At 76.5% G+C, this 11,768-nt stretch carries 13 protein-coding genes; 5 read left to right on the top strand and 8 right to left on the bottom strand.

Annotation, left to right across the window (positions count from 1 at the left end; genetic code table 11):
- The first annotated feature begins 517 nt into the window (after window positions 1–517).
- Complete coding sequence (locus tag ACWDD9_RS38835; RefSeq protein WP_375874208.1) at window positions 518–817, top strand: ArsR/SmtB family transcription factor; 300 nt, start codon at window positions 518–520, stop codon at window positions 815–817.
- A gap of 46 nt (window positions 818–863) precedes the next feature.
- On the opposite strand, the gene ACWDD9_RS38830 is transcribed toward ACWDD9_RS38835, so the two are convergent.
- The gene (locus ACWDD9_RS38830; protein ID WP_449814207.1) at window positions 864–1,859 is read right to left on the bottom strand and encodes a zinc-dependent alcohol dehydrogenase family protein; all 996 of its coding nucleotides are present in this window, start codon (window positions 1,857–1,859) and stop codon (window positions 864–866) included.
- 183 nt (window positions 1,860–2,042) lie between these two features.
- Between ACWDD9_RS38830 and ACWDD9_RS38825 the strand changes: the two genes are divergently transcribed.
- Entirely contained in the window at window positions 2,043–3,011 is a 969-nt protein-coding gene (locus ACWDD9_RS38825; protein ID WP_449814206.1) for a phosphotransferase family protein, read from the top strand.
- A gap of 94 nt (window positions 3,012–3,105) precedes the next feature.
- Here the strand turns inward: ACWDD9_RS38825 and ACWDD9_RS38820 are convergent, their stop codons facing one another.
- The 5 genes from ACWDD9_RS38820 to ACWDD9_RS38800 all read right to left on the bottom strand — a co-directional run bounded on the left by ACWDD9_RS38820 (window position 3,106) and on the right by ACWDD9_RS38800 (window position 6,687).
- Complete coding sequence (locus ACWDD9_RS38820; protein ID WP_449814205.1) at window positions 3,106–3,849, bottom strand: SUKH-3 domain-containing protein; 744 nt, start codon at window positions 3,847–3,849, stop codon at window positions 3,106–3,108.
- Window positions 3,846–4,268, bottom strand: coding sequence for a YwqJ-related putative deaminase (locus tag ACWDD9_RS38815; RefSeq protein WP_449814204.1), 423 nt, complete (start codon window positions 4,266–4,268; stop codon window positions 3,846–3,848). Before ACWDD9_RS38815 ends, ACWDD9_RS38820 begins: the two co-directional genes overlap by 4 nt.
- 227 nt (window positions 4,269–4,495) lie before the next feature.
- Entirely contained in the window at window positions 4,496–5,773 is a 1,278-nt protein-coding gene (locus tag ACWDD9_RS38810; RefSeq protein ID WP_449814203.1) for an MFS transporter, read from the bottom strand.
- Between the two features lie 101 nt (window positions 5,774–5,874).
- Window positions 5,875–6,192 (bottom strand): ArsR/SmtB family transcription factor, encoded by a 318-nt coding sequence (locus ACWDD9_RS38805; protein ID WP_198959518.1) that lies wholly within the window; start codon window positions 6,190–6,192, stop codon window positions 5,875–5,877.
- Window positions 6,193–6,300: 108 nt separating this feature from the next.
- Entirely contained in the window at window positions 6,301–6,687 is a 387-nt protein-coding gene (locus ACWDD9_RS38800; protein WP_375874203.1) for a VOC family protein, read from the bottom strand.
- Window positions 6,688–7,082: 395 nt separating this feature from the next.
- Between ACWDD9_RS38800 and ACWDD9_RS38795 the strand changes: the two genes are divergently transcribed.
- Entirely contained in the window at window positions 7,083–7,445 is a 363-nt protein-coding gene (locus tag ACWDD9_RS38795; RefSeq protein WP_049661667.1) for a hypothetical protein, read from the top strand.
- A 165-nt stretch (window positions 7,446–7,610) separates the two neighbouring features.
- Here ACWDD9_RS38795 and ACWDD9_RS38790 read toward each other — a convergent pair whose 3' ends face one another.
- A complete protein-coding gene (locus tag ACWDD9_RS38790) occupies window positions 7,611–8,291 on the bottom strand; it encodes a TetR family transcriptional regulator (protein ID WP_449814202.1) in 681 nt (226 codons plus the stop codon).
- 82 nt (window positions 8,292–8,373) lie between these two features.
- Here ACWDD9_RS38790 and ACWDD9_RS38785 point away from each other — a divergent pair, with 82 nt between their 5' ends.
- Together ACWDD9_RS38785 and tpx are read left to right on the top strand one after the other, a co-directional pair.
- Entirely contained in the window at window positions 8,374–9,369 is a 996-nt protein-coding gene (locus tag ACWDD9_RS38785) for an oxidoreductase (protein ID WP_449814201.1), read from the top strand.
- Between the two features lie 498 nt (window positions 9,370–9,867).
- A complete protein-coding gene (gene tpx, locus ACWDD9_RS38780; RefSeq protein ID WP_049659074.1) occupies window positions 9,868–10,368 on the top strand; it encodes a thiol peroxidase in 501 nt (166 codons plus the stop codon).
- Window positions 10,369–10,607: 239 nt separating this feature from the next.
- Here tpx and ACWDD9_RS38775 read toward each other — a convergent pair whose 3' ends face one another.
- On the bottom strand, window positions 10,608–11,660 hold the full coding sequence (locus ACWDD9_RS38775; protein ID WP_449814200.1) for an alpha/beta hydrolase: 1,053 nt from the start codon (window positions 11,658–11,660) through the stop codon (window positions 10,608–10,610).
- Window positions 11,661–11,768 lie beyond the last annotated feature (108 nt).

Below are 11,768 nucleotides of genomic sequence, written 5' to 3'. Positions count from 1 at the left end.
GTCCGTCACGGGGCCCTCCCCGGCGCCGCGTCCCTCCCCCGGCGTGCCGCGCCGCGCATCCCCTCTTTTCCGGCCGTCCTCGGCCGCGCGCCGTCGTGCCCGGGCGGTCCTCGGCGGTCCGTCACGGGGCCCTCCCCGGCGCCGCGTCCCTCCCCCGGCGTGCCGCGCCGCGCATCCCCTCTTTTCCGGCCGTCCTCGGCCGCGCGCCGTCGCGCCCGGCGCTCCCGTACGGCCCGCGGCCGGCCCCGTGCCGGGCGGCGGGGCGTGTTGCGCGGGTGTTGCGGTGGGTGTGGGCGGCGGGTGGGGCGCGGGGGCGGTCCGGGGGTCCGGCGCGCCTCCCGGGGGCGGAGGCCGGGGGCCGGGCGATCGTCCCTGGTAGCGTCGTGCTCGTGAAGTCGCGCACACGGCGCGGTTTTTGACTGTCGGACAGACGGGGGTCGAGTGTTGGGAAGGGGTGGTGGGTGTGGGGCGGGCACGCGTGGCGGCGCGGGTGATCGTGCACCCTGGTGTGGAGGACGTGAGCGTCCAGCAGGTGCTGGAGGCGCTCGCTGATCCGGCCCGCAGGACGGTGGTGCGCACGCTCGCGCACTCGGGAGCCGATCTCAGCTGCGGTTCCTTCGACCTGCCGGTGGGGCGTTCGACCTCCAGCCACCACTTCAGCGTGCTGCGCGAGGCGGGGCTGCTGCGCCAGTACTACGTGGGCACCACCAAGATGAACGCGCTGCGCAGCGAGGAGTTGGAGCGGCGGTTCCCGGGGCTGCTGGCGGCGGTGGTGGCCGCCGCCGACGCGGAGGCCCGCCGGGCCCCGGGGGCCTGAGGGCCCGCCGGCCCCCGGCAGGGGCGGTTCGGCCTCCGGTGGTGGTTCAGTCGCCGACGGTCAGGACGATCTTGCCGATCTGGGTGCCGGCCTCCAGGTAGCGGTGGGCCTCGGCGACGGTGTCGAGGCCTTCGAAGACGCGGTCGACGGCGGGGGTGAAGGAGCCGTCGGCCAGGCCGGCGGTGACGAACGCGTGGGCGCGGCGCAGGCGTTCGTCGTCCCGGGTGACCTCGTGCATGGAGAAGAAGCGGCTGGTGACGGGGGCGAAGGTGTCCTGGCCGGGCATCGGGGTGTCGCGGGGGTCGAGGCGGCCGTAGACGGTCAGGCGTCCGCCGGGGGCCAGGGTGCGGGCGAGGGTCAGGACGCCGGGTCCGGCGACGGGGTCGAAGACGGTGCGCACGCCGGATCCGCCGGTGGCCGCGTCGACGCGGGCGAGGAGGTCGTCCTCGCCGGTGACGACGACCTCGGCGGCGCCGGCGTCCAGCAGGTGCCGGGCCTTGGCGCGGGTGCGGGTGGTGGCGATCGGGTGGGCGCCCAGGCGGCGGGCGGTGCGGATGGCGGCCAGGCCCACGCCGGAGGCGGCGGCGGTGATCAGCACGTGGTCGCCGGGGCGCAGGTGGCCGTCCTCGGCGAGGGCGCCGTAGGCGGTGAGGTAGGGCATCCACACGGCGGCGCCCTGGGCGGGGGTGAGGCCGGCGGGGTGGGGGACGGCGGCGCGGGCGGGGACCAGGACGTGGGTGCCGTAGACGCCGTAGTCGTTCTGGGAGAACGCGGGCACGGTGTCGACGAGGTCGCCGGGCGTGAAGGCGGTGACGCCCTCGCCGACGGCCTCCACGGTGCCGCTGGCCTCGTAGCCGAGGGTGGCGGGCAGGCGCGGCCGCTCCAGGTAGGTGCCGGCGCGGAAGAGGGCCTCGGCGCGGTTGAGGCCGATCGCGGCCACGCGCAGGCGCAGTTCGCCGGGCCCGGGTTCGGGCAGGGCGCGCTCGCGTACGGCCAGTACCTCCGGTCCTCCGGTGGTCTCGAAGACGACGGTCCTGGGCATGGCGGGCCCCTCCCCCTGGGTGCGGTGCGGATCGGCGTCCAGCCAACCCCGGGCGCGCCCCGCCTGTCAAACTTCGACACCTGTCGGAACAGGGGGCTTCTGTCCGTGGTTGTACGGGAGTTGACTCTTCGTCAGTCCTGCCCGGGGCGGGTCGGGCGGGGGCGGGGCGTAGGCTTGCCGTCCATGATCGACGGTGGGGACTGGGGCCAGGGGTGGGACGGCACGCGCCGGTGGGTGGAGGGGCTCCTCGCGCCCGGTGAGCGCGTCACGCGGGTGAGCGCGCTCACCGGCGGGTGGACCTCGCGGATGCGCCGCGTGGACGTGGAGCGCCCGGGTGGCGCGGGCCCGTACGCGCTGGTGCTGCGCTCCTTCGTCAAGCCGTTCTACCGCCGCCACGCCCCGGGGCTACTGGCCCGCGAGGCGGCGGTGCTGCGCCTGCTGGAGGGCGGCGGCGTCCCGGCGGCGCACCTGCGCGCGGTGGACGGGTCGGGGGCGGTGTGCGAGCACCCGTCGCTGCTGATGACGCACCTGCCCGGCACCGTGCGGGTGGCCGAGGACGGGGAGGCGGGGCGGCGCGCGGGCCTGCTGGCCGCGCAGCTGGCCGCCGTGCACGCCCTCGACGTCGCCGAGGAGGACCGGCCGCGCGCCTGGCAGGCGTGGACGGCCCCCGAGCGCGTGGAGGTGCCCGGGGGCACCGCCCGCGCCGGGCTGTGGCGGCGGGCGGTGGAGGTGATCGGCGGCGCGGTGCCCGCGCACCGCTCCTGCTTCCTGCACCGCGACTTCCACCCCGGCAACGTGCTGTTCACCGGCGCGGGCGCCGACCTGGCCGTCAGCGGGGTCGTCGACTGGGTGGAGACGTCCTGGGGGCCGGCCGACCTGGACGTCGCCCACTGCTCCACCGCCCTGGCCCTGCTGCACGGCCCCGAGGCGGGCCTGGCCTTCGCCGACCGCTACACCGCCGCCGGCGGCCGCACCCTCGCCGGCGGCCGCGACCACCTGTACTGGCGGCTGCTGGACGCCCTCGCCTTCGCCCCGGACGCCCGGAAGGTCGCCGAGCCCTGGCGCGAGCTGGGACGCACCGACCTGACGCCCGCCGTACTGACGGAACGCCTGGAGGACTACCTGCAGGCCCTGTTCGACCGCTACGCCTGAACCCGCCCGCGCCCCGGGGGTCCGGGGCGCGGGGTGCCCGGGCGGGTGCCGCGGTGCCGCCGCGACGCGGGCGGCGGGACGTGCCGCCGGCGCGTCAGCGGGCCGGGTACCACGCGCGGTACATGTCCAGGACGCGGTCGGCGGGCAGGGCGGGCATCTGCGTGACGAGGCCGTTGCGGCGGTCCACGACCAGGCAGCCCGCGCCCACGTTCGCGAGCGGGTCCGGGTCGGCGAAGACCGGGAAGGCCGGCCAGCCGAGCTCGAACTCCCGGAGCACGACGTCCACCGCGCCGAGGGGGCCGCCCCGGACGGCGCGGTGGCGGGCCAGGTCGCGGGCCCTGGCCTCGTCCGCCGGTTCGCCGGGGGGAAGCGGGGCCGGCGCGGCCGGGTCGAGGCGCCTCGGGCGCCGGCCCTCGACCAGGGCGACCAGGGCGCCGTCGAAGGAGTCGGCGACCTTCCACAGGTCGCCCCAGAACAGGTGGACGGCGCCCTCGGCGTCCATCGCGAGCCGCCCGCGTCCCAGGTCGTACTCCCCGACGGGCACCAGGTCCGGGCCGTACCTCGCGCCGTAGGCGCGCAGGCTCCGGTCCGCGTGGAGCCCGGCCCCGGGATCGATCCGAAACGGCATCCGGGACATGTCCGCACCCGGCCCGTACTGGTGGACGGTCATGCCGCCGAACTCCCGCAGCACGGCCGTCACGGGGGCCGGGACGTACGCGGCCGGGTCCCCCCACGAGCGCAGCCGGGCCCGCAGTTCGCGCTCGGGCAGGCGGACGCCCTCGTACCAGCCGGCCGCGGTCAGGGCGTGGAGGACGGGGGCGGGGAAACGGGACGTCACAGCGCGGGCACCTCCACGACCCGCACGTCGAGCGCGTCGAGCGCGGGTGCGCACGACGAGCAGGGCGGGATCGGGCGCTCGTGCGCCGGATCGCCGGGCTCGCGCAGCAGGATGCCCGCGATCACCGCCCCGGACAGCAGCAGGCCCATGCGCTCGATGACCCGGTCGTGCCCGGGGTCGTGGACGCCTTCGGCGACGAGCGCCGCCCGCGCCTCGGCGGCGACCCGCGACAGCAGGACGACCTCCGGGCAGCGCCCGTGGAACAGCGAGCGCATCGCGGGCGCGGTCCGGTCCAGCAGGCTCCGCACGGCCGGGTGCGCGTCCGTCGTGGCGGTGTGCGTGCTGGTCGCCGTCACCGCCTCGGCCCCGGGGCGCAGCAGTGCGGCGCCGACGCCCGGCGGTATGTCGTCGTCGGACATGGTGCGGCATCAACTCGTCTCGTGTCGTGGCCGGGTGCGGCGCGCGGGAGCGCCGCGACGGCCGGTGGCGGGGGCCGGTGACACGGTAGCGGTGGTCCGCGGCGGGCCGCCGGGGTTCCCGCGTGCGGGCCGCGCGGGCGGTGCGGGTACAGCCGGGGGTCGGGGGCCGGCGGGCGGGTGCGCCCCCTGCCCGGGGCGGGGCAGGGGGTGCGGGCCGGCGGGGCCGGTCAGGGGGCCGGGGCGGGCCGGGGCTCCTCGTGCCGCGACTCGTCCTGCCGCGACTCGTCGTGCCGCGACTGGTCGGGCCGCGACTGCTGGTCGGGCTGCGGCTGGTCGGGCTGCCGGGGCGGGTCCAGGCGGCGGCGCAGGAGGACGGCGGCCAGGGCGGCGGCGGCGAGGGCGGCGCCGGCCAGGGGCAGGTGGCGGGGGCCGGCGGTGGTGACGACGGCTCCGCCGAGGGTGGTGCCCAGGGTGATGCCGAGGTTGGAGAAGGAGATGAAGAGGCTGTTGCCGAACTCGGGGGCGTCGGTGGCGTCGCGGGCGAGCCAGGCCTGGGCGACGGCGAGGCCGCCGGAGTGGACGGCGCCCCAGAGCAGGACGGCGGCGAGCATGGGCAGGGGGTGGGGGCCGGCGGCGTCGACCAGGAGGTAGAGGGCGAGGTAGAGGAGCGGGTAGGCGGTGACGGTGCGTACGAGGCCGCGTTCCAGCAGGCGGCCGAAGAGGATGTTGCCGGCGGTCATGACGACGCCGAAGGCCATCAGGACGGGGCCGGTGAGGGAGGGGGCGAGGCCGGTGACGCGTCCCAGGTACTCGGCGATGTAGCCGTAGCCGCTGAACATCGCGGCGAACACCAGGGTGACGGCGGCGACGGCCAGCCACAGCCGGGGCCGGCGCAGGATGCCCAGCTGTCCGGCGTAGGTGGGCGGCGCGGTGTCGGGCAGGTCGGGGAAGAAGGCGAGGACGCCGGCGCAGGCGAGGAGGTTGACGGCGCCGGCGGCCCAGAACGCGGCGGGCAGGGAGATGTGCTCGGCGAGGTAGGAGGTGACGGGCACGCCGAACGCGAAGCCGGCGCTGACGCCGGCGAAGACGGTGGTGGCGGCGCGGGCGGCCTTGCCGGGCGCGGCCAGGCGGGTGGCGGCGGTCAGGGCGAGGGCGAAGAAGACGGGGTGGAGCAGCGCGGGCAGGATCCGGAACGCCAGGACGAGCGGGAAGGAGTGGCCGAGCGCGTAGACGGCGTTGGAGACGGCGAAGAGGGCGAGCGCCGCGGCCAGGACGGTCTTGCGGCGCAGCCGGGAGGCGAGCAGGACGCCGACGGGGCCGGTGGCGGCGACGGTGAGGGCGAAGGCGCCGACCAGCCATCCGGCGGCGGCGGGGGTGACGTGCAGGCGTTCGGCCAGGGAGGGCAGGACGCCGACGACGCCCATCTCGGTGGTGATGATGCCGAACACGCCCAGTGCCAGGACCGGGACGGCCAGGGCGTTTCGGGCGGGAGCGGTGCGTGGCACGACAGCCTCCATTGGATACACAAATCTAGATAGTTGGATGCGTTTGGGTCGAAGAAAAGGGGGCGCCGGGCGGGCGCCCCCCGAAGCGGGGTGGGGCGGGGTCAGAGTTCGTCGCGCACGTACGCGGCGAAGGCGGCGATGGTCTCCTCGTCGCGCCGGTAGAACGTCCACTTGCCGACGCGCTCGGACACCAGCAGCCCGGCCTCGCGCAGGATCTGGAGGTAGCCGGAGACCACCGACTGGGACAGCCCCGAGCGCTCCTGGATGTCGGTGACGCACACGCCGATGTGGAAGCCGACGCCGCGCTCGCGGTAGTACGGCTCGTCGAAGTAGCGCTCGGGCGTCTTGAGCCAGCGCAGGAAGTCCGCGCGCGCCGGGTTGGCGAGCGCCTTGTGCACGGCCAGCGGGTCCAGGTCCACCGCACACGCTCCTTCCGCCGTCCGGCCCCTCGGGACGTATCTAATATTCTGGATACGATCCGGGGTGTCAAGGCGGGGCGCCCGCGCGGGCGGGGCCCGGGGCGGGGGTCAGTGGTACTGGGCGATCTGGAGGAGGTTGCCGCAGGTGTCGTCCAGGACGGCGGTGGTCACCGGCCCCATGGCCAGCGGCGCCCGGGTGAAGCGCACGCCCAGGGCGCGCAGGCGCTCGTACTCGGCGTGCACGTCGTCCACGGCGAAGGAGGTGGCGGGGATGCCGTCGGCGGCCAGGGCCGCGACGTAGGCCCTGGCGGCGGGGTGCCGGTCGGGCTCCAGGAGCAGCTCGGTGCCGTCGGGCTGTTCGGGCGACACGACGGTGAGCCAGCTGTGGTCGCCGAGCGGGACGTCGGCCTTCTTCACGAACCCCAGCACGTCGGTGTAGAAGCGCAGGGCCTTGTCCTGGTCGTCGACGAAGACGCTGGCCAGGTTGATCCTCACGGGGGGCTCCCTCGGGTGGCTCGGGCCCGGGTGGTCCGGGCCCGGGCGGGCGGGTGGGCGGCGGTGCGCGCGGGCGGGCGGGGCCGCGCGGCGCGTTTCGCACTCCACCGTCGGCCACCGCCCGGCCGCGGGCAAGCCGCGCGGGACACGGGGCGGGATGGGACGGGCCGCGGACTGACGGGTCGCCAGCCGGCGGGCGGTGCGCGCCGGGCGACAGGCGGGTGGCGGGCGGTGCGCGCCGGGCGGCGCGCGGCCTGGGGCCGTGGTGGCGCGGGTGGCACGGCGGCGCGCCGGTGGTTCACTCGCACGAGTGATTGTGACGCTGTGCGCAACGGCGGACACTCTGGGTATCCGGAGGGCTCGTGGGGGGCTCTCCCGGCGCAGGGAGTGCCACCATGGCCGCAGTCGAACCTTCCGCCTCCGAGGTCCCGCAGATCACGCACAGCTCGCTGCCCGCCGGCCGGGACGAGGGCCTCGCGGCCATCGGCGGCAACGTCGGCTCCGTGAACCGGGCCTGGTGGACGTGGAGCCCGGGCAACGGGACCTTCAACCTCCAGCTGTCCTGGAACGTCATCGGGATCGACTCGACGGTCGTCATCACGGCCTCCGAGATCGACTCCAACGGCAACCGGTTCGTCGGCGCCGCGGCCTTCCAGGTCTCGAGCATCGCCCCGGGCAACGGCGTGGTGACCTTCAAGATCAGCATCGGGTGGAACAGCCCGCTGCCGATGCGCACCGACGTCGTGGTCTTCAACTGACCCGGCCGCCCGGACCGGCGCCCGCACCCGTACGGTGACGGCCCGTCCGGCAGGCGCCCGCCCCGTGGCACCCGCGGACCCCTCCGCGGGCACCGCGGGGCGGGCGCCTTGTCGGATACCGCGGGGCGACCGGGAGGGCGGCGCGGCCCGACGGCGCCGCAGGAGTCAGGCCGTGGCGGGGGCGCCGCCGGGGGCGGGGGTGCGCACGACGGCGTCCAGGGCCGGGGCGATGACGGCGAAGCAGCTCCCGGTCAGCGCGGCGGGGTCCACCGCCGCGCCGCCACCGCCACCGCCACCGGAAGCGCCGGCGTCGTCGTCGGCGCTCCAGCGCTGGAGCACCGTGTGGAAGGCCGCCAGCGCCATGTCCGCGGCCAGCCGCGGGTACAGCTCGCGCCCGGCGTCCAGGCCGAGGCGGGCGGCGAGCTCCTCGGCGAGGTCGTCGCGCCACTGCGCCTGGCGCTCCAGGAAGCGCGCGAGCAGGGCGGGGGTGGACAGGACCAGCCGCACCACCTGGCGGGCGCGCTCCTCGTGGCCGGCGCAGTCCTCGACGCTGCGCCACACCGCGTGCCGCAGCGCCACCGAGGGCGCCTCCCCCGCCGGGCGGCGGGCCAGCTCCTCGCGCATCGCCGCGCCGAGCGCGCCCAGGAACCGGACGACCACGTCCTCCTTGGACGCGAAGTAGCGGAAGAACGTCCGCTTGGACACCCCCGCGGCGGTGGCGATCTCGTCCACCGTGACGGCGTCGAACCCGCCGCCCGCCAGCAGCTCCAGCGCCGCCCGCGTCAGCTCGTCGGCCACGAGCTGGCGTTTGCGCTGGGCCAGGGTGGCGGCGGGTCGGGAGGTCACCGCCCCATCCTAGCCCCCACGCCACACACGACGCCCAATGCCCACCTTGACACTTGGTGACAGGAAGGGCACCTTGAGCCGTATGAGTCGTACGCCCCGAAGCAACCACACCCCCGACCGCAGCCCCGCCCCCGCCCCGGACCCCGCGCCGGGCCCCGACCCGGAGCCGCAACCGGACCTGGACGGGCGGGTGTTCGTCGTCACCGGCGCCGCGAGCGGCCTGGGCCTGGCCACCACCGACGCCCTCGCCCGCCGCGGCGCCCGCGTCGTACTCGCCGTACGCGACGAGGACAAGGGCCGGCGCGCCGCGGCCCGCGTGAGCGCCGCCCACCCCGCCGCCCGCCTGGAGGTACGCCGCCTGGACCTCGGCGACCCCCGCTCCGTGCACGCCTTCGCGACCCGCCTGCGCGCCGACGGCGTCCACCCCGACGTCCTGGTCAACAACGCCGGCGTCATGGCACCCCCGCGCACCCTCACCCCGCACGGCCACGAGCTCCAGTTCGCCGTCAACCACCTCGGCCACTTCGCCCTCACCGCCCACCTGATCGACCTGCTCGCCCAGGGCCGCGACCCGCGCGTGGTCACCGTCACCTCCGCCAACCACCGCCGCGCCCGCATCGACTTCGACGACCTCACCGGCGAGCGCGCCTACTCCCCCATGGGCCACTACAACCAGTCCAAACTCGCGGGCGCCCTCTTCGCCCTCGAACTCCACCGCCGCCTGAGCGCCGCCCGCAGCCCCGTGCGCAGCGTGCTCGCCCACCCCGGCTACGCCGCCACCGCCCTGCCCCGCGCCGGCGCCGTCGCACCGGTACGGCTGCTGTTCGGGCACCTGCTGCGCCCGCTCGCGCAGACACCCGCCCGCGGGGCGCTGGCGCAGCTGCACGCGGCGACCGCCCCCGGGGTGCGCGGCGGCGAGCTGTACGGGCCGGGCGGACCGGGCGAACTGCGCGGGGCCCCGGCGCTGACCTCGCCCGCCCCTCGCGCCCAGGACCCGCGGGCGGGCCGGAGGCTGTGGGAGGTGTCGCAGGAACTGACCGGGCTGCGGTTCACCGTGCCCGCGGCGGACGGCGCCTGACCCCGGGGCGGGAGGGGGTGAGGGGAGGTCACCGCCCACGCGGCGCGGTGGGCGGTGGGGCGCAGCGGGGCACGGGGGGACCTCGCTACGGCAGCGGACACGGCCCGACGGCGGCAGGCGCGCCCGCGGGTGCCGCCTCCCCCGTGACCGGGCGGCAGGTCCCGGCCCGCCCGGCACCCCGCCCCCGTCCGCCGGGAACGCCGGACCGGTCCCGGCAAGGAGGCGGCCGGACACCACCGGCGCAGGGCGCGGCCGTGCTGCGGGCGGGGGCGTGTGGTGGGCGGGTTGACGGTCTGTGCGGCGGGGCCCGCGGGGTGGGTCCCGTGCGGGCCGGTTCGCCGCTTCCCTGTCCGGGTCCCTGATCCCGCTTCCTGCTGCCGTTTCCTGTTCCGGCCGGTCGGGGTGTCCGGTATTGGTGGTCGCCCCGGGCGGGGGTGGGGGCGGGCAGTAGGATCGGCGGCGTTGCATCCCGTACACACTGCTGGTAGGAGGCTTTTCATGGCTCAGGTCACGCTGAAGGGGAACCCGGTGCAGGTCGGTGGCGCGCTGCCGGCCGCCGGCAGCCAGGCGCCGTCGTTCACGCTGGTCGGCGAGGGGCTCGCGGACGTGTCGCTGAAGGACTTCGCGGGTCGGCGCAAGGTCCTGAACATCTTCCCCAGCATCGACACCCCGACCTGCGCGACCTCGGTGCGCACGTTCAACGCCAAGGCGGGTTCGCTGGAGAACACCGTGGTGCTGTGCGTGTCGGCGGACCTGCCGTTCGCGCAGGCCCGGTTCTGCGGCGCGGAGGGCCTGGAGAACGTCAAGACGCTGTCCACCCTGCGCGGGCGGGACTTCCACGACGTCTACGGTGTGGCGATCGCCGACGGTCCGCTGGCCGGGCTGACGGCGCGCGCGGTCGTCGTCCTGGACGAGAACGACACCGTCCTGCACACCGAGCTGGTCGCGGAGATCGCCGACGAGCCGAACTACGAGGCCGCGCTCGCCGCCCTCGTCTGACCGGCCGGCACCGCGCCCGCGGTGCCGACTCCTTTCGTGGTGCGGCGGCCCGCCCCCCGCGTCCCGCCCGTCCCCGCTCCGGCGGGACGGGCAGGACGGGGGGCGGGCCGCCGTCGCTTTTGCCCGTCCCGGACGCGCCGGGCGGAGGACGACCGCCGTGGCGGGCGTCCCGCGGCGGGCGTCCCGCAGCGGGCGTCCCGCGGCGGGCGTCCCGTGGCGGGGCGCCCGGGGCAGCCGGTTCAGGCGGCCAGGGTGTCCTTCAGCCAGGGGGCGATCAGGGCCATCGCCTCGCCGAAGCGGGAGACGGCGCAGTGGCCGGTGTCCGGGATCAGTTCGACGCGGGTGTCGCGGCGGCCCTCGAACACCAGGGTGTCGTCCTGGGGGACGTGGACGTCCTCGGTGCCGTTGACGACCAGCATCGGCCCGTTGGCGTCCCGGTCCAGCAGCGGGCGCAGGTCGAATCCGGCGAAGGCCGCGTCGAGTTCGGCCCTGGTCGGCGCGGTGTCGAAGCCCAGGGCGTTGCCGACGATGCCGTCCATGCCGAAGGCGAAGCCGCGGCCGGGGGCGAAGGCCCGCTCGACCGGACCGCCGAGCACCACGGAGGCGTCCACCACCCCGGTCAGCCCGGTGCGGGCGGAGTAGTAGCCACCCATCGAGATGCCGAAGTGGCCGACCCTCCCGTTGCCGGCCGCGCGGGCGAAGGCGACCAGTGCGGCGACCACCTCGTCCCCGCCGTGCGGGGTCATCGGCAGGTGGGCGCTCTCGCCGGTGCCGGGGAGGTCGAACAGCAGCAGCCGCGCCGGCAGGGCGAACGCGAGCTGCTCCCACATGCCGTGCAGGTCGGTCTTCCAGGAGTCCACGCCGCCGCTGGCCAGGACGAGGGGCGCGTCGGCGGGCAGGCCGGGGGCGGCCATCAGGTGGACCGGCACGGCGGCCTCGCCGCCGCGGTGGGGGACGGTGAGGATACGGCGCTCGAACTCCACCGGGAAGCCGGGGGCGGCGAGGACGTACTGCTCGACCTGGCGGGCGAGCGCGGTGCGCTTGGGCCCGTCGGCGAGGGAGGGGAACTTGGCCCAGCCGTACGCCTGCGCGGCCTCGCGGTGGCGCCCGGCGGCGGCGTGGCGGGCGGCGAGGGCGGACCACTCGTACACCCAGCCGCCGGGCCGGTCGGGCCACATCACGGTGACGGCGGCGCGGACCGCGTCCACCTCGCCGGCGGGCAGGCCGAGGGTCATCTGCGGGTAGCGCTCGACGAACAGGTCCCGCGGGTCCAGGGGCCAGGTGAAGGACATGGTGGTGCCTCCTGTCGCACTCAAGCTTCTTAAAGCCGGAACACTTGCGTTAACGACTATGCGCCCGTACCGACGCCTAACGCAAGCGGCCCTGCGTTAGTGTGGTGG

The organism is Kitasatospora sp. NPDC001119 (genome assembly GCF_053598475.1).
Note: the sequence above shows the minus strand (reverse complement) of the source record. Positions and strands in the feature narration are given on the sequence as shown.

What these genes read in the sequence shown, in the direction of transcription:
- ACWDD9_RS38830 (WP_449814207.1), bottom strand. Translation starts at nt 1,859, where the DNA reads ATGCCCAGGACCGTCGTCTTCGAGACCACCGGAGGACCGGAGGTACTG.
- ACWDD9_RS38825 (WP_449814206.1), top strand. Translation starts at nt 2,043, where the DNA reads ATGATCGACGGTGGGGACTGGGGCCAGGGGTGGGACGGCACGCGCCGG.
- ACWDD9_RS38815 (WP_449814204.1), bottom strand. Translation starts at nt 4,268, where the DNA reads ATGTCCGACGACGACATACCGCCGGGCGTCGGCGCCGCACTGCTGCGC.
- ACWDD9_RS38795 (WP_049661667.1), top strand. Translation starts at nt 7,083, where the DNA reads ATGGCCGCAGTCGAACCTTCCGCCTCCGAGGTCCCGCAGATCACGCAC.
- ACWDD9_RS38785 (WP_449814201.1), top strand. Translation starts at nt 8,374, where the DNA reads ATGAGTCGTACGCCCCGAAGCAACCACACCCCCGACCGCAGCCCCGCC.
- tpx (WP_049659074.1), top strand. Translation starts at nt 9,868, where the DNA reads ATGGCTCAGGTCACGCTGAAGGGGAACCCGGTGCAGGTCGGTGGCGCG.
- ACWDD9_RS38775 (WP_449814200.1), bottom strand. Translation starts at nt 11,660, where the DNA reads ATGTCCTTCACCTGGCCCCTGGACCCGCGGGACCTGTTCGTCGAGCGC.